The organism is Janthinobacterium sp. Ant5-2-1, from assembly GCF_001445815.1.
In the GTDB taxonomy this organism is placed as follows: domain Bacteria; phylum Pseudomonadota; class Gammaproteobacteria; order Burkholderiales; family Burkholderiaceae_D; genus Janthinobacterium; species Janthinobacterium lividum_E.
Window position 1 is genome coordinate 113953 of sequence record NZ_LNCE01000025.1, and the last position, 19920, is coordinate 133872.

A 19920-nucleotide genomic window follows, 5' to 3' on the forward strand; every position below is an offset into this window, starting at 1 on the left:
GGCTAATGTTCCTGCTTGTCGGTTCTGCCTTGTTCCTCTTTCATTTGCGACAGCAAACGCCAGGCAAAAAAGCCCAGCACGGCCACGCCCAGCAGCAGGGCTGCCCATAGTGCTGCCAGGCGCAGGCCTGCGCCATCCGGCGTCTTCTCGATGGGAGCGTCGCTGGTCAGCGCCACGACCCTGGCCGCCGTGGCGACAGGCAGTGCCAGCAATTCCTCCTGCGTGAAGCCGGGTGCGACCTGCGACAGCGGCAGCGCTGCCGGCGTTGCGCCATTCCTGCCGAAGACCAGTTGATACGGCCCCTTGCCGCTGGCCAGGAACACCAGACTTGCCGGTGTCCAGCCCAGGCGCAAGACGGAGTTGATGTTCGGGTTCGTGCCGCTGTGATATTGCGGCCGCAGCACCCATTGCGCCGTTTGCACGACGGGCATGGCCAAGTCGCCGGAGACCCTTTCCTTGCCATCCATGTTGATACGATAGAACGTCGTGTTGAGCAGAGGTTCGAAGTCGGCGGCCTGCGTGGCGCGTGCTCGCGGGCCCAGATGCAGACGCTGGCGCGGCGCCTCGCTTGCAGAACGATACACGCCCAAGGTGACGGGCATGGACGTGTTGCCCTCAGCCAGCTGCAAGCCGATGCTGTCGGCGGGAATGGCGATCGGCGTGGCATACAGGCGCTCGTCGACGCTCTTGCCCGTCGTCCCTTTCAATGTGATGGTGGCGCGGGGCGAGGCAACGGCCATGACACTGACCTGCTGCGCGGCGATGCCTGCGAAAGTGATGGGATCGCCGTACTGCCAGCTCAGCCTCGCATAATGGAAAGCACGCGGCGCGAATTCGATGCGATCATTGGCCAGGGTTTGCGTGTCGCTGTTGCGCAGCCAATTCAGGGTAGTGGTGGCGATGGCATCCCATTGCTTCAGGTCGTCGCTTACTTCCAGCAGTACTTGCGCGTTGTAGTTATTGGTTCCTGCCGGCAAGGTAAATTGCAGGGCGCCGATGCGGCTGTCCTTGGCCGGTGGGCCTGCATCGAGGATCAGCCCTTGCAAGCCTGGCGCCGCATCGGGCGTACTGCCGCCACGCGCCGTGACGGACAGCAGGCGGCCGTCATTGCCGGTACGGATATCCACGTTGTCCAGTTCGTAGTAGCCGATGTTTTTGCCGGTGACGGGAAAGATGCGCATGGCAAGCGTGTCGCGCTGCGTGCGCGATTGCGCGGGCGGGGCCGTCAGGGCGAAGGCCAGCGGCTTGCCGGTACTGTCGAACAGGCGCATGTCGGCCAGGCTGGCCGAGCGCGCATGCAGGTACACGTCGGTTGGGACGCTTATGCGGCTCAGGCCGGCACCGGGCTGCGGCGTCAACGCGATGCTCCAGCGATAGTCCTGTGGCCGGTCCTGGGGCGGCGCGGCCAGCGCGGCGCCTGCCATCAACACGATGCCGAACATGAGTGTGGTGGTTTTCATGCTGCTCCTTGTTGCGGTTCTGCTGGCGCTGGTGCGGCAGCCTTGGGGAAGGGCGCCAGGTAGCCGATCAAGACCATCAGCAAGCCGACGCCGACAAAGGAAATGATGCGTTCGATGCCGCCCACGTTGGACAGGTCGATCAGGAACAGTTTCACGACAACCAAGCCCAGCAGTACGGCGCCCATGCTCCATTGCTGGCGCCGCTGCTGGCGCGCCGCGTGGCGCATCAGCAGCAGGGCCGTGACGCTCCACACGAGCGACAGCATCGCTTGCACGAACTGCGAGGCCAGCATGGCGTCAAAGGTGTAGGGAACGCCCAAGTAGTGCGACACCGTGCGCAGCAGCATCAGGTTGAACCACACATACAGCATGCACGCGGCCACGACGGGCAAGCGCGCCTGCCACAGGGCGGGCAGCGGCAACTGCTTCGCCGGCAGCAGACGGTAGCTGGCAATGGCCAGCAGCACGGCAAAGCCCGTGCTCAAGTCCAGCGGATTGAGCAGCGGCAAATAGGGCAGCGGCGCCATGGCGCCATCGTCGAAGATATTCCACGCGGCGATCAGCAGCAGCGACCAGAGCGCGCCCAGCGGTATCAAGGTGCGCTGGTACCACTCGGCAATCGGCGCCACTGGCCAGGCGCCAGCGCGGCAGCGGCGGATCAGCCAGGCCAGTACCAGCATCATGGCCCAGGCCGGCAAGTAGCGGGACCAGGCGGGGCTGACGCTGCCTTCGTGGCGCGCCAGCCAGGCGCCGACCTGCATGGCGCCCACGGGCCACAGCATCAGCCATGGCGCGGCCGTGCGCAAAGTATGCAAGAGGCGCAGCGCACGCACGTCGAGTTGCCAGCCGGCTTGCGGCCAGGCACGCAGCAGGTATTCGCCAGCCGCCAGGGCGCTGGCCAGCGCCAGCCAGCTCAAGCCCGTCGGCAGGTAATCGCGCAAGTACAGCGCCAGCAGCAGATTGGTGCTCCACAGGCCCAGGCCGAGCCAGGTGGCCACGCTGAACCAGCGCAGCTGCGGCCAATCGAGGCGCCGCGCCAGAATGGCGAACACGGGCGTCGTGACGGACACGGCGATCAGGTACAGCGCCAGCCAGTGCTCACCCGCGTGCGGCTGCATGCTCAGGTCGCCGTCGATCAGGCGCAGCAGCCAGCTGGTGAATGGCACGAGGATGGCGGCAAACCACAGCAAGCCGCTCCAGACCAGCAATGGCTGCGCTGCCAGCGCCAGCAGCTCGTCGCCGCCGCGCGCGCGCAGCGCAAGGAAGCGGGCGCTGGCAAAGGCGGCGGCGCCCAGCAGCAGGGCGCTGAGGAAGGAGCCGTCGAACAGGCTGGCCGGGTGCTGGTCCCAGACCCAGCTGGCGCGGCTGAGCATGACCATGCCGGCCAGCACCTGCACGGCCAGCAGCAGCGCGCGCGGCGCATGCCATTGTTCGCGCCGCGCCAGCGCCGCCAGCAGGGCCGCTACCGCCAACGCGCTGACGGTGAGCAGGTTCAATTGCGTGGCGGCATCCGTGCGCAGCAGGATTTCATTCCACACGCCGCCCAGCAGCCAGGCCGTGGCGGCCGTCAGGAACAGCACGGACAGGCTGCGCATGAATTCCGGGTGCAAATGGCTGGCGTGGCGGCGGAAATTGTAGGCCATTACCAGCGCGGCGGCCGCCAGCAGCAGGCAGCCGAGCCAGAGGTTGGCCTGCATGGCCCTCGCCGCATCAAGTCCCTGCAGGATGAACAGGAAGGAGATCCATGCGCCCGCCTGCACCAGCAGGCCAAAAGCCCAGGCCAGGGTCTGGCGCTGGCGCAAGCCGACCCAGACGATGCCCGCGCCTTCCAGCGCCCAGGCGGCGGACGTCCAGCGGCCATCAAGGGCGAACGGGATGGCCAGGGTGCCGAAGACGATGCCCAGCGCGAGGAAGGCTTCGGCCAGCAGTTTGAAGCCGTTCCTGCGCCACAGGGCCACGGCCAGGCCCGTGTAGGTCAAGCCGGCAACCAGCGCGGAAAACGCCAGGCCAAATTCAAAGCGCCAGACCAGGCCGTATTGCAGGCCCATCGCCGCCAACGGCGTGCCGAACACGAGGGTGCCATCCACATAGTGTTTCAAGCGCGGCGCCTGGCGCGCGCAGTAGGCAATGGCAATGCCGATGTAGAACAGCACGAACAGGATCAAAAACAGTTGCGTCGACAGATAGTGTTCGGGCATGTAGCGCAGCAAGCCCCAGGTGGTGGCGACGACGAAGGTAAAGCCAAAACTGAGCACATTCAGGACGCGCCAGGCGCGTTTCAGGGCGATGGCAAAGACGCCCGCGTTGAGCAGCGCGTAATAGCTGAACAGGCCGATATGGTTGCCGCTGCCCGTCGATACGAGCAGGGGCACGGCAAAGCCGCCGACGATGCCGAAGACGGCCAGCCAGACGGCGTTTTGCAGCACGGCCAGCAAACACGTGAACGCCGTCAGCACGAACAGCACGGCAAACGCGAGGCCGGCCGGGATCAGTTCATACAGGCGGAAGGCGCCAAACGTCACCAGCATCAATATCGCCAGCGCCGTGCCCTGCAGCGGCAGGCTGATGCCGGGGCGTTTGATGCGGATGCGCCAGGCCCAGACCAGCAGGGCGATATCGGCCAGCGCGATGCCGGCCAGGCGCAGTTCGATGGGCACGGTGATCTGCGCCGACACGTATTTGAGCAGGAAGCTGACGCCGAGGAACAGAATCAGCAAGCCCAGCTTGGCGACCAGGTTGCCCGTGAACAGCCAGTTCTTCGCCTTGGCAACGAGGCCATCGGGGTGCGCGATCCAGGATGGCGTGTTGGGGGCTGCAGGGGCAGGTTTGGCGGGAGCCGGCGGAGTGGGAGGCGATGGCTTGGGCGGCACGGGAGCGGCTGGCGCTGCCTTTGCCAGTTCGACCGGCTCGATCACGGCCGCTTGCGGCGCAGGCGCGAAAACAGGAACCGGAACAGGAGTCGGCACTGCTACTGGCACTACGGCTGCGGGCACGGCAGGTGAGGCAGCTGGCGCTACGTCCTGGCCTTCCAAGGTCAGCAGGCGCTGCTGGATGCCGTCGACCTCCTTGCGCAGGCGCGCCGTCAGCAATTCCAGATCGGCTACTTTCCTGCGGTATTGCAGCACCTGCACGAAGGCGGTGATCAGCAAGCCAAGGATGAACAGCGTTATCAATCCAAACATGGGTCAGCTTTCCTGGAGAGGCGGGACGAAGACCCCGCAGTATGCGCACATTACCTTATTATCAAGAAATGGGCGATTTTTGTTGTGCAGGGGAAAGGAGTCAGGTGCCGGGCCAGCATGGCGCGGTGCGGCGCTTTCCGTATTGACGCCAAGCAAGATGACGACAATCAGATTGTCGTGCGCAAGATAGTGCTGTATTTTAGCAATTCCTTAATTGCCGGTTCCCCATGCCATGAGTCAAAGCAGCCAGTTTTCCTTATTGTCGCAACGCCGTTTCGGGCCCTTCTTCTGGACCCAGTTCTTTGGCGCCTTCAACGACAATCTGTTCAAGACGGCCCTGATGGTGATCCTCGCCTACGATGCGCTGAGCTGGACCACGCTAGACCCGTCCACCATCACCAATTTGATTCCCGGCCTGTTCATCCTGCCCTACGTCGTGTTCTCGGCCACGGCGGGGCAGCTGGCCGACAAGTTCGAAAAGGCGGGTCTGGCCCGTTTCGTTAAGTGGATGGAACTGGCCATCATGGCCGTGGCTGCCGCGGGCTGGATGACGCATACCCTGTGGCTGCTGGTGGCCGCCGTCGTCGGCATGGGCGTGCATTCGACCCTGTTCGGCCCCGTCAAGTATGCCTACCTGCCGCAGCAACTGAAACCCGAGGAACTGGTCGGCGGCAATGGCCTGATCGAGATGGGCACGTTTGTCGGCATTTTGTTGGGTGAAATCCTCGGCGCCGTGCTGATCGTGCACAAGCCGCTGGGCGTGGAACTGGTGGCCGGCGCGACGATTGCCGTGGCCGTGTTCGGCCTGATCGCCAGCTACCGTGTGCCGCGTACGCCCGCGCCGGAGCCGGACTTGAAGGTGAGTTTGAACTTCGTCGCCGAATCGTTCCGCAACCTGAACTTTTCGCGCAAGAACCGGCCCGTTTTCCTGGCCATGCTGGGCAATTCCTGGTTCTGGTTCTATGGCGCCCTGATCCTGGCCCAGTTCCCCGTGTATTCGAAGGATTTCCTGCATGGCGACCACAGCGTGTTCGTGCTGCTGCTGACCGTGTTTTCTGTCGGCATCGGCACGGGCTCCCTGCTGTGCGAGCGCCTGTCCGGCCACAAGATCGAGATCGGCCTGGTGCCGTTCGGCTCCATCGGCCTGTCGCTGTTCGGCATCGACCTGTATTTCGCCAGCAATGCGTATGCGAATACGCAAGTGGTTGATGCACTGGCGTTCGTCAGCCAGGCGGGCGTGCCGCGCATTCTGATCGACATCGTCATGATCGGCGTGTTCGGCGGCTTTTTCATCGTGCCCCTGTTCGCCCTGATCCAGACGCGCTGCGACCCGAAACACATTTCGCGCACCATCGCCGGCATGAATATCCTCAACGCCCTGTTCATGGTGGCGGCCGCCGGCGTGGCCATCGTGCTGCTGGGACAAGGATTTACGATTCCGCAGCTGTTCCTCGTTACGGCCATTTTGAATGCGCTGGTAGCCGCCTACATCTTCTCGCTGGTGCCGGAATTCCTCATGCGCTTCCTCGCATGGATACTCATCCAGACCGTGCACCGTGTCAAAGTCGTCGATGGCGAGCGCATCCCCACGGAAGGGGCGGCCGTGCTGGTGTGCAACCATGTCAGCTATGTTGACGCCATCGTCATCATGGCGGCCAGTCCGCGCCCCATCCGTTTCGTCATGGATCACCGCATTTTCAAGATGCCGCTGATGGGCTGGATTTTCCGTACGGCCAAGGCGATTCCCATCGCGCCGGCCAAGGAAGACCCGTTCCTCATGGAAAAGGCCTTCATCGATATCGCGCAGGCGCTGCACGAAGGCGAACTTGTTTGCATCTTCCCCGAGGGCAAGCTGACGCGCACGGGCCAGATCAGCGAATTCAAGGGCGGCATCGCCAAAATCGTCGAGCGCAGCAAGGTGCCCGTGATTCCGCTGGCGCTGCGCGGCTTGTGGGGCCATCTGTTGAGCCACCGCAACGGCCATTTGTTCGAGCGCGCCTTCAAGGCAGGCTTGCGCTCGCGTTTGTCACTGGCTGTGGGCATGCCCGTGGCGCCCGAGGCTGCCACGCCGGAGTTGCTGCAGCAAAAAGTGCAGGAGTTGCGCGGCAAGTGGAAATAAGCGTCACTCCGTTCGCATAGCCGTCCCTTCCTGTCGCTCCAGGTGCGCGCGGAGCAGGGCGGTGATGGCGTCGAAGTCCACCGGTTTCGTCAGGTGATGATCGAAACCGGCTTGCTCGGTCCGTGCGCGGGCTTCACCCTGGCCCCAGCCCGTCAGGGCGATGATCAGCACGTCGCGCCCGTGCGCGCGCTGGCGGATCTGGCGCGCCGCTTCGTAGCCATCCATGTCCGGCATGCCCAAATCCATCACGACCAGTTGCGGCCACGCCGTCTCGACGGCCGCCAGCGCCTGCGCGCCGCCATACGCGACCGTGGCGGCATAGCCCTCGAGCTGGAACAGGCTTTGCAGGGAATCGGCCGCGTCGCGGTTATCGTCCACCACCAGCACTTGCACGCGCTGGTCCGCATTGGCTTGAGTTACGCTCCCGGCGGCCGCTGGCGTGGCTGCTGCGGCGTTCCCAGCGCTGGCTGGCAAGCTGACGATGAAGCGGCTGCCGCGCCCGGGGCCGTCGCTGTAGGCCTCGATGCTGCCGCCATGCATTTCGGCAAATTGGCGCGCCAGGCTCAAGCCGATACCCAGGCCGCTTTTTATCTGGCCCGCCACCGTGCGTCCCTGTTCGAACATGGAAAAAATGCGCGCGATGGCATCCGGATCGATGCCGATGCCATTGTCTTCGACCATCACTTGCAACTGCTCCTGCGCCAGGCGTGCCGTCATGTGAATGTGCCCGCCGTCCGGCGTGAACTTGACGGCATTCGACACGATATTGGAAAAGATCTGCACCACCCTGGCATAGTCGGCGTGCAAGGTCACGGCATGCGGCGGCAATTCCAGCGTGATGCCGATGTGCCGGCTGCTGGCCGCAGGCTGGCACAGTTCCATGACATGCTCGAGCACTTGCTGCAGCTCAAACTCCTTGCGCTGCAGCAGCACCTTGCCGCTGGTGATGCGCGCCACGTCGAGCAAGTCATCGACCAGCCGCGTCAGGTGCGTCACCTGGCGCTCGATCACGTCGCTCAGCTTGCCCACCTGCTCCGATGCGGGAAACAGGTGCTTGAGCAGGGCCACCGACGACTTGATGGGCGCCAGCGGATTGCGCAGTTCATGCCCGAGGCTGGCAATGAATTCATCCTTGCGCCGCTGCGTCTCGCGCACCTGGTACTGGCGCTGGCGCGCGCGCAGCATGGCATGGGCCGAGGTGATCAGGGTCAGGATATGCACGGGGCGTTCCAGCAGGGTCAGGTTGCCCAGGGTGGCAATGGCTTGTCGCAAGGGCAGGGAGTCGAGCCGTGCGTGCGTCAGCAGGGTAATCGGCAAGTCGGACCAGTCCGGCTGCTGGCGGGTGTAAGCGTCGAGCACGGCGTAGACGCCCGCATGCAGCACCTCGTCCACCGTCAGCACGCCGCCGGCGCCCAGCGCCAGTTGCTCGGCCAGTTCGCCGGGCGAGCGGCAGGCGTGGCTGGCGATGGCGCTGCCCGCCAATACCGTGCCGGCCAGGGCGGCATCCTGGCCGGCAGGCGCGTAGATCAGGATGCGCTGCTCCATGGCATTCCTAGGGGAATGGCGTGCCGCCGATGGTGGGCAAGCCCGACAGGATGCCGTGAAAGCCGGCCAGGGCCGGGCCGATGCGGATGCCCTGCGGGCTGATGTCGAAGCGGCGGATGCTGCGCTCGTGCGCGCTGCCGCGCTTCTTGAAGACGGAAATGGCTTGCCGCACTTCGCCTTCCGTTTCGTAGTAGCGCAGCATGATGACGCTGTCGGCCAGATAGCTGGCGTCGGCCGCCGTCGTCATCGAGGTGCCCAGCATGTTTTGCTGCACGCCAACGAGCAGGGTGGCCACGCCGTGCTGGCTCAGGTAATTGAGCAGTTCGTGCAGGTAGGTGCTCTGGAAGCGCTCATCGGGTACGGCATGCATGTAGCCGTTCAAGCTATCGATGACGATCACCTTGGCGCCCCGCTGCGCCGCGTCGACCACGGCTTGGGCGAATTCGCCCGGCGTCAGTTCGGCCGGATCGATCTGCTGTGCGCTGAGCAAGCCCGTGTCGAGCGCCGCCTGCAGGCGCATGCCCACGCTGTCGGCCCGGGTCAGGAGCTTGCTGCGCGCTTCTTCGAACAGGAACATGGCGCACGGTTCGCCGCGCTCCGTGGCCGCGTGCACGAATTGCGCCGCCAGGGTGGATTTGCCGCTGCCGGCGGGGCCGGAAATGAGCGTGCTCATGCCTTCTTCCAGGCCGCCGCCTATCGTGGCGTCGAGCTCGGGTACGCCGCTCGACAGGCGCTGATGGCCGCCATCGCGGCGCGTGTCGGCCGCCACCAGGCGCGGAAAGACGACCAGGCCGTCATGGGCGATCTTGTAGTCGTGCGTGCCGCTGCGAAACGGCACGCCCCGGTATTTCACCACGCGCACGCGGCGCCGGTCAGTGCCGTAGTCCTGGTTTTGCAGCTCCAGCGAGATCACGCAATGGGCCACGCTACGCACTTGCAAGCCGTCGTCGAGCGCGGAACGGTCGTCGATCAGCATGGTGGTGCAGTGCCGGCTGGCCAGGTATTGTTTCAAGGCCACGACCTGGCGCCGGTAGCGCAGGGGGTTTTCCGCCAGCAGCTGCAATTCGGACAGCGAATCGAGCACGAGGCGGGCAGGGCGGTGTTTTTCGATGGCGGCCAGGATGCGCTGGTTGGTCGAGGCCAGTTCGATTTCCGACGGGTGGAAGATGGTGTACTGGCGCTCGGGATCGAGCATGTCGTCATTGGGCGCCACCTCTTCGATGGCGATGCCGGCCAGGTCCCAGCCGTGCGACAGGGCGGCGGCGCGCAGTTCGATCTCGGATTCGGCCAGCGCGATATACAGCACGGGCACGCCCCTGCGCGCCCCTTCGGCCAGAAACTGCAGCGCCAGGGTGGTCTTGCCCGTGCCGGGCACGCCTTCGACCAGGTACAGGCGCTCGGCCAGCAAGCCGCCCGTGAGAATGGCGTCGAGGCCGGGGACGCCCGTCGACAGCAGTGCGTCCAGGCCGCCCGCGTCATCGTGTTGCGCCATTCCTTGCGCCTGTGCCGTCATCATCGCGCCCCCGCTTCGCCACGCCGTGGTTAATATAGTAGCGCGTCTGCTGCGGAATGTCTTTTCGATACCATTGGTAAATAATTATTCCGCCACGCCTGCCGTGAGGAGCGGTGTTGCGTCCGTGTCGGTGAGTTCAGCAAAGAAATCTTGACCCTGCTACAGTATTCACTCAATCCACCTTTTCCATATTGCCATTTTGCCACCGTCCGCCAGCTTCGCAGCTGACTTTTCTGACGTGCCGTCTCTGTAGCTGTCTTTATTTTGTTGCCTCATTGATAATTTAACTCGCTTGATGGTTACTATGTTTCAATTGTAACGATGCTTGACGATTTTAGAATGATCGTTCATTCTTTGATCTGCGTTAATAAATTTAGTCATTTCTAACGACACTAGCCAGCTTCTTTTTCAGAAAGTCCAAGATGCAACCAACCTTTTCCCTGACGTCGCCGCGTACGAGCGGCGCTATTGCCGTTCTGTGCGCCACTGTAATCATGGCCGGCTGCAGTAAAAAACAGGAAGCACCTCACGCGCAGCAAGCGCCGCAGGTGGTCGTGTTTACTGTTAATCCGGCCGCGTTGCCGATGAGCGCCGAATTGCCTGGCCGCACGAACGCCTACCAGGTCGCCGATGTGCGCCCGCAAGTCGGCGGCTTGATCCAGAAGCGCCTGTTTGTCGAGGGTAGCGATGTGAAAGCGGGCACGGCCCTGTACCAGATCGATTCCGCCACGTACCAGGCTGCCGCCAATTCGGCCAAGGCCGCGCTGTCGAAAGCCAAGGCCAATCTGCTGACGGCCGGTCCGAAAGCGTCCCGCTACAAGGAACTGGTCGCCATCGAAGGCGTGAGCCGCCAGGAATACGATGATGCCGTCGCTGCGTTCGAGCAAGCCAAGGCAGACGTCGAGTCCGCCACTGCGGCGCTGGAATCGGCCAACATCAACCTGCGCTACAGCACCGTGACGGCGCCGATCAGCGGCCGCACCAGCCGCTCGACCGTGACGGCCGGCGCGCTGGTGACGGCCGGCCAGGCTGAAGCGCTGACCACCGTGCAGCAACTCGATCCGATCTATGTCGACGTGACCCAGTCGAGCACGGATTTGCTGCGCCTGAAGCGCCAGATGGCCGACGGCTCGCTGAAGAAAGTGGGCGAAGGCCAGGCCAAGGTCGACCTGATTCTGCCGGACGGCAGCAAGTACGGCGAATCGGGCAAGCTGCAGTTTTCCGGCGTGACGGTCGATCCGACCACGGGCAATGTGATCCTGCGCGCGCTGTTCCCGAACCCGAAAGGCGAATTGCTGCCAGGTATGTACGTGCGTGCGCAGCTGGAAACGGGCGTCGATGAGAAAGCCATTACCGTGCCGCAAGTGGGCGTGACGCGCAACCAGAAGGGCCAGGCCACGGCCATGATCCTGAACAAGGAAAACAAGGTCGAGCAGCGCGTGCTGACCACCAGCGGCACCGTCGGCACCAACTGGCTGGTGACGTCCGGCCTGGCCGCAGGCGACCGCGTGATCGTGGAAGGCTTGCAAAAAGTCAAGCCAGGCGCTCCAGCCGTTGCCGTACCTGCCAAGGCCGAAGCCGCTCCTGCGCCCGCCGCTGCCGCTGCCGCCGCATCGGCTGCCAGCGCCCACTAATTCAGGAGAATATTAATGGCCCGTTTTTTCATTGACCGCCCGATTTTTGCCTGGGTGGTCGCGATCGTCATCATGCTTGCCGGCGTGATTTCGATCCTCAGCCTGCCGATCGCGCAGTACCCGAGCATCGCTCCGCCGTCGATTTCGATCAGCGGCTCCTACCCTGGCGCCTCCGCCAAGACCGTGGAAGATGCGGTCACCCAGGTCATCGAACAAAAGATGAAGGGTATCGACGGCTTGCGCTACATGTCCTCGTCGAGCGATGCGACTGGCGGCATCAGCATCACGCTGACGTTTACCAGCGGCACCAATCCCGACATCGCCCAGGTGCAGGTACAGAACAAGCTGCAGCTGGCTACGCCACTGCTGCCGACGGCTGTCACGCAACAGGGTCTTGTCGTGTCGAAAGCCACGAAAAACTTCCTGATGGTGTTCGGCTTCATTTCCGAAAACGGCAAGATGGACCAGACCGACTTGAGCGACTATGTGGCCGCCAACGTCGTCGATCCGCTGAGCCGCGTGCCGGGCGTGGGCGATGTGACGCTGTTCGGTTCGCAGTACGCCATGCGTATCTGGCTCGACCCGGCCAAGCTGCAAAGCTTCAACCTGACCCCGGCGGACGTGATCACGGCCGTGCAGGCGCAGAATGCGGAAGTGTCGGCCGGTGAACTGGGCGGCACGCCGTCCGTCAAGGGCCAGCAGCTGAACGCTACCGTCTCGGCGCAAAGCCGCTTGCAGACGGTGGAGCAGTTCGGCGCCATCTTGCTGAAAACCACCACCGAGGGCGCCATGGTGCATCTGAAGGATGTGGCCAGCATGGAACTGGGCCGCGAGAACTACAACACCGTGGCCCGCTACAACGGCCATGCGGCGACCGGCGTGGCGATCAAGCTGGCGACGGGCGCCAACGCGCTCGATACGGCCAACGCGGCGAAAGCCATGCTGGGCAACCTGAGCAAACAATTCCCTGAAGGCATGAGCTACCAGGTGGCGTTCGACACCACCCCGTTCGTGAAACTGTCGATCGAGGAAGTGGTCAAGACCCTGGTCGAAGCCGTCATCCTGGTATTCCTGGTGATGTATTTGTTCCTGCAAAACTTCCGCGCCACCCTGATCCCGACCATGGCCGTGCCGGTCGTGCTGCTCGGTACCTTCGGCATCCTGAATGCCTTCGGTTACTCGATCAATACCCTGACCATGTTCGCCATGGTGCTGGCCATCGGCCTGCTGGTCGATGATGCGATCGTGGTGGTGGAAAACGTCGAGCGCGTGATGAGCGAAGAGGGCTTGTCGCCGCTGGAAGCGACGCGCAAGTCCATGACGCAGATCACAGGCGCGCTGGTCGGTATCGCCATGGTGTTGTCGGCCGTGTTCGTGCCGATGGCCTTCTTCGGCGGTTCGACGGGCGTGATTTACCGCCAGTTCTCGATCACGATCGTCTCGTCGATGGTGCTGTCCGTCGTCGTCGCGCTGGTATTTACGCCAGCCTTGTGCGCGACTTTGCTGAAACCGGTCGAAAAAGGCCATCACGCGACGAACAAGGGTTTCTTCGGCTGGTTCAACCGCAGTTTTGATCGCAGCAGCAACAAATACCAAAGCATGGTTGGCGCGATGATCACGCACCGCGCCCGTTCGATGCTGTTGTACGTCATCCTGCTGGCCGGCCTGGTATTCGTCTTCATGCGCCTGCCGACCTCCTTCCTGCCGGAAGAAGACCAGGGCATCCTGTTTACGCAGATTCAATTGCCGACGGGCGCCACGCAAGAGCGCACCCTGAAAGTGATCGAGCAGGTCGAAGACCACTTCATGAACAGCGAGAAAGATAACGTCGCTTCCGTGTTTGCCGTGGCCGGTTTCAGCTTCGGCGGTAACGGCCAGAATACGGGTATCGCCTTCGTGCGCCTGAAAGACTGGTCGCTGCGCAAGGACGTGGCGCAAAAAGCGCCGGCCGTGGCCGGTCGTGCCATGGGCAAGTTGTTGCAGATCAAGGATGCGATGGTGTTTACCTTCGCTCCGCCTGCCGTGCTGGAACTGGGTAACGCCACCGGTTTCGACATGCAGCTGCAGGATATCGGCGGCGTCGGCCATGACGCCCTGATGGCGGCGCGTAACCAGTTGCTGGGCATGGCGTCGCAGAATCCGGCCATGGTCGGCGTGCGCCCGAACGGCCAGGAAGATACCCCGCAATACAAGATTGACATCGACCAGCAGAAAGCTACCGCGCTGGGCTTGCAGATCTCGGAAATCAACCGCGTGCTGAGCGTGGGCTGGGGTAGTTCGTATGTAAACGACTTCCTCGACCGCGGCCGTGTGAAGAAAGTGTTCATGCAAGGCAATGCCGAATCGCGCATGCTGCCGGAAGACTTGAACAAGTGGTTCGTGCGCAATACCGCTGGCCAGATGGTGCCGTTCTCGGCCTTCGCCACGGGCAAGTGGATCTACGCTTCGCCACGCCTGGAACGCTACAACGGCTTGCCGTCGGTAGAGATCCTCGGTACGCCGGCGCCGGGCCAAAGCACGGGCGCCGCCATGAACGCGATGGAAGAAATGGTCGCCAAGCTGCCGCCTGGCATCGGCATGAGCTGGACCGGCGTATCGCTGGAAGAGCGCGAATCCGGTTCGCAGACGCCGCAACTGTATGCGCTGTCGCTGCTGATCGTGTTCCTGTGCCTGGCTGCGCTGTATGAAAGCTGGTCGATTCCATTCTCCGTGCTGCTGGTGGTACCGCTGGGCGTGATCGGCGCCGTGCTGGGCACGTGGCTGTTCGGCCTGTCGAACGACGTGTACTTCCAGGTGGGCTTGCTCACGGTGGTGGGCCTGTCGGCGAAGAATGCGATTCTGATCGTCGAATTCGCCAAGGAAATGCAGGAATCGGGCATGTCGCTGCTGGACGCGACCTTGCATGCGGTGCGTCTGCGTCTGCGTCCGATTCTGATGACGTCGATTGCCTTCGGCCTGGGCGTGTTGCCACTGGCTATTTCCAGCGGCGCCGGTTCCGGCAGCCAGAACGCCATCGGTATCGGCGTGCTGGGCGGTATGTTGACGGCCACGTTCCTCGGTATCTTCTTCGTGCCGGTGTTCTTCGTCCTGGTGCGCGGCTTCTTCTCGAAGTCGGACGCGCCGACCACGCCGGCGACGCCTGGTTCGCCAGCCGTCACGCTTTCTAAGGATGCGCATTAATATGAAAAAAACGCTACTCTCCATGGCGGCACTGGCCTTGCTGGCCGGTTGCAGCCTGGCTCCCACGTACGAGCGTCCGGCAGCGCCGGCGCCCACGGCGTGGCCGACCGGTCCTTCCTACAAGGCCGACATGGCCGCCGCCGACGCCAAGCCGGTGGCGGACGTCGCCTGGCGCGAGTTCTTTGCCGATGCGCGTTTGCGCCAGGTACTGGAACTGGCCCTGGCCAACAACCGCGACCTGCGCGTCTCGATCCTGAACATCGAGAAGGCGCGCGCCACCTACGGCATCGAACGCGCCGCCCTGATCCCGACCCTGTCGGCCTCGGGCGGCCAGTCGGCCACGCGCATCTCGAAAAACGCCAGCCCGACGGGCGAAGCGTCGATCAATCGCCAGTACACGGCGAACCTGGGCGTGTCGGCGTACGAGCTGGATTTCTTCGGCCGCGTGCGCAGCCTGTCCGACAGCGCGCTGGAACAATACCTGGGCACGGAAGAAGCACGCCGTGCACAGCAGATCAGTCTGGTGGCCGAAGTGGCCAGCACCTATCTGAACCTGGTGGCCGACCAGCAGCGCCTGCGCGTGGCGCAAAACACCCTGAAGAGCCAGCAGTCGTCGTATGACCTGGCCGTGCGCCGTTTCAGTGCGGGCGCCACCTCGGGCCTGGACAAGTACGATGCCCAGACCAGTGTCGAGTCGGCCCGTTCCGACGTGGCTGTCTACACCAGCCAGGTGGCGCTCGACCAGAATGCGCTGGTGCTGCTGGTGGGCGGCCCTGTGCCGGCCGACCTGCTGCCGCAGGCCGAGTTCGGCGCCGTGACGGCGCTGGCGGACATTCCGTCCGGCGTGCCGTCGGACGTGCTGCAACGCCGTCCCGACGTGCTGGCGGCCGAGCGCACCCTGCGCGCTGCCAACGCCAATATCGGCGCGGCGCGCGCGGCCTTCTTCCCGCGCATTTCGCTGACGGCGACGGCGGGCTCGGTCAGCGACAACCTGTCCGGCCTGTTCAAGGCGGGCAGCGGCACGTGGAGCTTCCTGCCGCAGATCAGCTTGCCGATCTTCGATGGCGGCGTGAACCGCGCCAACCTCGATATCGCCAAGGTGCAGCGTGAAATCTCCGTGGCGCAATACGAAAAGGCGATCCAGGTCGCCTTCCGTGAAGTGTCCGATGCGCTGGCCCAGCGCGGCACCATCGACGAGCGCCTGCAGTCGCAGGTCTCGCTGGTCGAGGCGTCGACGAAGAGCTACACCATCCACGATGCGCGTTACAAGCAGGGCGCCGAGTCCTACCTGAACGCACTGGTGGCCCAGCGCGCGCTGTACACGGCGCAGCAGAGCCTGATCACGGCGCGCCTGGCCAAATCGACCAACCTGGTCACCCTGTACAAGGTGCTGGGCGGCGGTTGGCAGCCTGAGCAGACAGCCGTCGCGGCGGCTGGCGGCACCCAATAACCACGGGGACGCCGACGCCGGCCTTGCCCTTGTCCGCAGGGGCAGGGCCGGCGCGCTACTGGAAAATCATGAACCAAGTTGAAAAGAAGCATCCGGACCCGGAGCGCGCCAACACGCGGCGCAAGCAGGTGCTCGATGCGGCCGAAAGCTGTTTCAGCCGCCGCGGCTTTCACGGCGCCAGCATGGCCGAGATATCGAAAGCGGCCGGCATGAGCGCGGGCCACATCTATAATTATTTTGACAGCAAGGATGCGATCATCGCCGCCTTCGTCATGAAGAACACCGAGCGGGTGTCGAACCTGATGCAGGATCTGGCGCAGCGCGAAGACCCGCTGCAGTCGGTGATCGACAATGCGGGAGAGCACGTGCTGGAAAGCCTGGACCCGAAAACCTGGGTGATGCCGCTGGAAATTTTTGCCGAGGCCTCGCGCAATCCCGCCATTGCCGAAATGCTGCATTGTGCCGACCGGCGTTCGCGCGCCCTGTTCCTGACGATCATCCGCGACGCGCGTATCAAGCGCGGCCTGCCGGCCGACGAAGAGATGCTCGAAGGGCGCTTGAATGCCATGATCGCCATGTACCAGGGCTTGCCCGTGCGCGTGGTGCACAATCCCGACGTCAAGGTCGAACCGCTGATCGCCGGTTTCCGCATAGTCCTGACGGCGCTGCTGCTGAGCGAATAGGGTGCCTGGACGGGGCATGCAAAAAAGTTTGCGCAGTTCGATATGAATCGTGCGCAAAGCATGGCAAAAACCTAAAAGCGTCTGCTATAATTCCCACCTCGTCGGGGCGTAGCGCAGCCTGGTAGCGTACATGCATGGGGTGCATGGGGTCGGAAGTTCGAATCTTCTCGCCCCGACCATTAGAATCAAAGACTTGGCAGTTTTTGTGCTGCTGAGATAAGAAGCTGTGTACACAGATGTGTACACAGCTTTTTTTTGTGACTTTTGCGTCCCTGATGTAGGTGTCTTAACGAGAGCAAGAACTGTCTTGAACGTTGTAGGAATCGTCTGCAGTCTCTTTTAGTATCCGCGATGAAGGACGACGTCACCACAAATATAGTGCGCTGGCTTGGTGCCTTGAACACCTTTTCCACCACCTGCGCCGTCAGTGTTCGTTTGCTGGCCGGATTGGCCCCCTCAGTTTACCCCTCCCTCGATGTCCTCGCGAACGCCGCGCCCTTGTCGTCAGATACCTCGAGTCCCAATTCCTTCAAGTCTTCATGGATCTGTTTCAGCGTGCGCCGTTGCTTGCGTGATCGCGTCGCCTCGGTTTTCAGGAGCGCAGAAAGCTGGAACGCGTATTTGTCGATGGCCCGGGTGGAGCGCCGCTCAGAGTAGGCTGGCTCAATGGTTTCCGACCGAATGCGCTTGATCGACGTGCTGTTCGGCCACTTTGCGACTATGCCGCTGAAAAAATGGATTGATCGGCGCTTCTTTAAGCTACTCTCCTCAAAGCATTTGCCGACAGGCACCCGGCGGCTTGCCGATGACGCGCTTGAAAGCACGACTGAACGCGGCTTGAGATGTATAGCCAAGGCGTCGGGCGACGACGTCGATGGACACTCTTTCGTGAGTGAGCAATTGTGTGGCAAGACGCATTCTCAATTCCGTGGCATAGCGCAGGGGCGGCACTCCGATGGTGGTTTCAAAGCGTCGCGCGAAGACAGAGCGGGAGATATGACACTCCGCAGCCAACTGTGCAACTGTCCACTCACGGCCAGGCTGGCGGTGCAGCGCCAATATGGCACGAGCAAGGCGTGGATCGCGCAATGCGGCGAGGAGGCCAGAAGCGTTTTCACAACCGCATTCAATCCAGCCGCGCACGATCATTGCTGCCGCGACTTCCGCCAGGCGAGCGAGAATGCCTGCAAAGCCAATACGGCCGGCGCAGATTTCACGCTTCATCGAATCAAGAACAGGCAGTAATCCGGGATAGCCTTGCGCTTGCGTGTCAGCCACCATGACGGTTGGCATCAGCTTGCCGATCCCTTGCATCCCGCCGAGATCGAATTCCATGCAGCCGTAAAAAATAACCGCACTGGGCACGGGGTGCGTACTCGGACATGTGTCCACTCCGCTAACGGATTCACCAAGGGGCGCGGCATAGAACTGTGCGATGTCCTGAAATGCAATACCCGCATCCGATAGAAGCTGATGCCTCCCACCGTGAGGCATGAACGCCGCGCTACCGGCGGACAGCTTGTGCAACTCACCATCATCCGTAGATATGAAGGCAGTGCCAACGGCCAGGAAGTGGAAGTAGGCGTGGCCTGGCTTGTCTTCAAAGCCTATGCCGAAAGCTGGACCGGTCTGAATGCGGCGGTACTGGACTCCACGCAGGCGCATGCCGGTCAATAGTTCACTGACGAGATTAGATGATAGGGGCATTTGATTTTGCTTGCGCATTTTAGGTGTTTCGATCAAAACATCAGGATTCACCATCATAGATCATCCTGAATTTTACCTCTAGACTTTCGACTCTGATTGTTTTAGGGATTGTAGAGATGAACAACGATGTTTTTGCTACCGGGCAAACGCCCAACGCGAACGATGTGTCTGTAGAGCCAGTGGCGGCAGCATGGATGGCAGTGTTTTCACTGGCAATGGGGGTTTTCGGTTTACTGACGGCGGAGTACTTGCCAGCCAGTCTATTGACCCCGATGGCCTTCGACCTTGGCGTATCGGAGGCACTAGCTGGTCAGGCAGTGACGGTGACGGCCGTCGTGGCCATGTTCGCCGGGCTGTCGGTGCCACGTCTCACGCGTCATTTTGACCGGCGTGTCGTCTTGTTGGCTTTCACAGTGCTGATGATCGCCTCCAACCTGCTGGTGGCGTTGTCCTCAAGCTTGACAGTATTGTTGGTGATGCGCATTCTGCTGGGCGTCGCCTTAGGAGGTTTTTGGAGCATGGCGGCAGCCGTGGCCATGCGGCTGGTACCGGCAAAGTTGGTGCCGCGAGCGCTATCCATCATATTCAGTGGCATCGCCATCGGGACGGTCGTTTCCGTGCCGTTGGGCAGCTACCTGGGGGGGCTATATGGCTGGCGCAGTGCATTTATAGCAGCCGCGGCTGTCGGAGGGCTAACACTTTTGTTTCAATTGTTCACGCTGCCCCGTATGGCGCCGCGCACCATGATGCGCACCACATCGGTACTGGGATTGCTCCGTCGCCCGGGGATCGGGATCGGGATGTTGGGCTGCGTACTTGCCCATACGGGGCAATATGCATTGTTCACCTATATTCGCCCCGCGCTTGAAAGCGTTGCCCATATAGATGTAAACGGTTTGTCTCTGATGCTCCTGGGTTTTGGTGTCGCCAACTTCGTTGGCACGCTGCTGGCCGGCTGGCTAATGGAGCGCAGCCTGCGTGCTACTTTAGTGCTCATGCCTGCGCTTGTGGGCTTGGCGGCATTCGGCATGATCCTACTGCCAGTCCAAGGAACAGGCCTGATGCTTTTGGTCGCTCTGTGGGGCCTGGCGTTCGGCGGCGTACCTGTCGCCTGGTCCAACTGGGTAGCCCGTGCTGTCCCTGATCAAGCGGAGACCGCTGGTGGCATGGTCGTCGCTGCGGTGCAATCTTCAATAGCTGCCGGCGCTGCATTGGGTGGCATTATGTTCGGGTTTGGTGGAGTCACGGGCGTTTTCATTATTGCTGGCGTTGTGATGCTGTTCGCTGCTCTCGTTATCGCTTTAAGAGTGCGAGTCGAATTGCCGCAGCACGGTGCCAGCGCTGCCCCAGTGCTGCACGGTTGAGCGCAAGCCACATCCGAATTTTCAATATTTGGGTCACGTCAGCCGAAAATTTTCCCATTACCGTCGGGCTTGGCGCTGCTGCG

At 62.5% G+C, this 19920-nt stretch carries 11 protein-coding genes and 1 tRNA gene; 7 read left to right on the forward strand and 5 right to left on the reverse strand.

The window, feature by feature from the left end; translation table 11 throughout:
- Positions 1-2: 2 nt before the first annotated feature.
- Both ASN89_RS09575 and ASN89_RS09580 read right to left on the reverse strand, forming a co-directional pair.
- Positions 3-1460, reverse strand: coding sequence for a DUF3999 family protein (locus ASN89_RS09575; RefSeq protein ID WP_082654497.1), 1458 nt, complete (start codon positions 1458-1460; stop codon positions 3-5).
- Entirely contained in the window at positions 1457-4642 is a 3186-nt protein-coding gene (locus tag ASN89_RS09580; protein ID WP_058049099.1) for a DUF2339 domain-containing protein, read from the reverse strand. Before ASN89_RS09580 ends, ASN89_RS09575 begins: the two co-directional genes overlap by 4 nt.
- Positions 4643-4874: 232 nt before the next feature.
- Here ASN89_RS09580 and ASN89_RS09585 point away from each other — a divergent pair, with 232 nt between their 5' ends.
- A complete protein-coding gene (locus ASN89_RS09585; RefSeq protein WP_035820937.1) occupies positions 4875-6761 on the forward strand; it encodes an MFS transporter in 1887 nt (628 codons plus the stop codon).
- Positions 6762-6764: 3 nt separating this feature from the next.
- Here ASN89_RS09585 and ASN89_RS09590 read toward each other — a convergent pair whose 3' ends face one another.
- Both ASN89_RS09590 and ASN89_RS09595 read right to left on the reverse strand, forming a co-directional pair.
- Positions 6765-8306, reverse strand: coding sequence for an ATP-binding protein (locus ASN89_RS09590; RefSeq protein ID WP_058049100.1), 1542 nt, complete (start codon positions 8304-8306; stop codon positions 6765-6767).
- Positions 8307-8313: 7 nt separating this feature from the next.
- Positions 8314-9798: an ATPase domain-containing protein gene (locus tag ASN89_RS09595; protein ID WP_058049117.1), complete on the reverse strand. Its 1485-nt coding sequence runs from the start codon at positions 9796-9798 to the stop codon at positions 8314-8316.
- Between the two features lie 443 nt (positions 9799-10241).
- On the opposite strand from ASN89_RS09595, the gene ASN89_RS09600 reads away from it, so the two are divergent.
- The 5 genes from ASN89_RS09600 (at position 10242) to ASN89_RS09620 (ending at position 16945) form a co-directional block, all read left to right on the forward strand.
- Positions 10242-11453 carry an efflux RND transporter periplasmic adaptor subunit gene (locus ASN89_RS09600; protein WP_058049101.1) on the forward strand — a complete coding sequence of 404 codons (1212 nt, stop codon included), beginning with the start codon at positions 10242-10244 and terminating at the stop codon, positions 11451-11453.
- Positions 11454-11468: 15 nt separating this feature from the next.
- A complete protein-coding gene (locus tag ASN89_RS09605; RefSeq protein WP_046685764.1) occupies positions 11469-14633 on the forward strand; it encodes an efflux RND transporter permease subunit in 3165 nt (1054 codons plus the stop codon).
- Position 14634: 1 nt separating this feature from the next.
- Complete coding sequence (gene adeC, locus ASN89_RS09610) at positions 14635-16083, forward strand: AdeC/AdeK/OprM family multidrug efflux complex outer membrane factor (protein ID WP_058049102.1); 1449 nt, start codon at positions 14635-14637, stop codon at positions 16081-16083.
- 68 nt (positions 16084-16151) lie between these two features.
- Positions 16152-16766 carry a TetR/AcrR family transcriptional regulator gene (locus ASN89_RS09615; RefSeq protein ID WP_034752166.1) on the forward strand — a complete coding sequence of 205 codons (615 nt, stop codon included), beginning with the start codon at positions 16152-16154 and terminating at the stop codon, positions 16764-16766.
- 102 nt (positions 16767-16868) lie between these two features.
- Positions 16869-16945, forward strand: a tRNA-Pro gene (locus tag ASN89_RS09620).
- 589 nt (positions 16946-17534) lie between these two features.
- On the opposite strand, the gene ASN89_RS09630 is transcribed toward ASN89_RS09620, so the two are convergent.
- Positions 17535-18530, reverse strand: coding sequence for an AraC family transcriptional regulator (locus tag ASN89_RS09630; RefSeq protein ID WP_058049103.1), 996 nt, complete (start codon positions 18528-18530; stop codon positions 17535-17537).
- A 59-nt stretch (positions 18531-18589) separates the two neighbouring features.
- On the opposite strand from ASN89_RS09630, the gene ASN89_RS09635 reads away from it, so the two are divergent.
- Entirely contained in the window at positions 18590-19837 is a 1248-nt protein-coding gene (locus ASN89_RS09635; protein ID WP_058049104.1) for an MFS transporter, read from the forward strand.
- Positions 19838-19920: the final 83 nt, after the last annotated feature.

Bases quoted from the DNA above. Each gene is read 5' to 3' on its own strand.
- ASN89_RS09580 (WP_058049099.1), bottom strand. From the start codon at position 4,642: ATGTTTGGATTGATAACGCTGTTCATCCTTGGCTTGCTGATCACCGCC.
- ASN89_RS09585 (WP_035820937.1), top strand. From the start codon at position 4,875: ATGAGTCAAAGCAGCCAGTTTTCCTTATTGTCGCAACGCCGTTTCGGG.
- ASN89_RS09615 (WP_034752166.1), top strand. From the start codon at position 16,152: ATGAACCAAGTTGAAAAGAAGCATCCGGACCCGGAGCGCGCCAACACG.
- ASN89_RS09630 (WP_058049103.1), bottom strand. From the start codon at position 18,530: ATGATGGTGAATCCTGATGTTTTGATCGAAACACCTAAAATGCGCAAG.
- ASN89_RS09595 (WP_058049117.1), bottom strand. From the start codon at position 9,798: ATGGCGCAACACGATGACGCGGGCGGCCTGGACGCACTGCTGTCGACG.
- ASN89_RS09605 (WP_046685764.1), top strand. From the start codon at position 11,469: ATGGCCCGTTTTTTCATTGACCGCCCGATTTTTGCCTGGGTGGTCGCG.
- ASN89_RS09590 (WP_058049100.1), bottom strand. From the start codon at position 8,306: ATGGAGCAGCGCATCCTGATCTACGCGCCTGCCGGCCAGGATGCCGCC.
- ASN89_RS09600 (WP_058049101.1), top strand. From the start codon at position 10,242: ATGCAACCAACCTTTTCCCTGACGTCGCCGCGTACGAGCGGCGCTATT.
- ASN89_RS09635 (WP_058049104.1), top strand. From the start codon at position 18,590: ATGAACAACGATGTTTTTGCTACCGGGCAAACGCCCAACGCGAACGAT.
- ASN89_RS09575 (WP_082654497.1), bottom strand. From the start codon at position 1,460: ATGAAAACCACCACACTCATGTTCGGCATCGTGTTGATGGCAGGCGCC.
- adeC (WP_058049102.1), top strand. From the start codon at position 14,635: ATGAAAAAAACGCTACTCTCCATGGCGGCACTGGCCTTGCTGGCCGGT.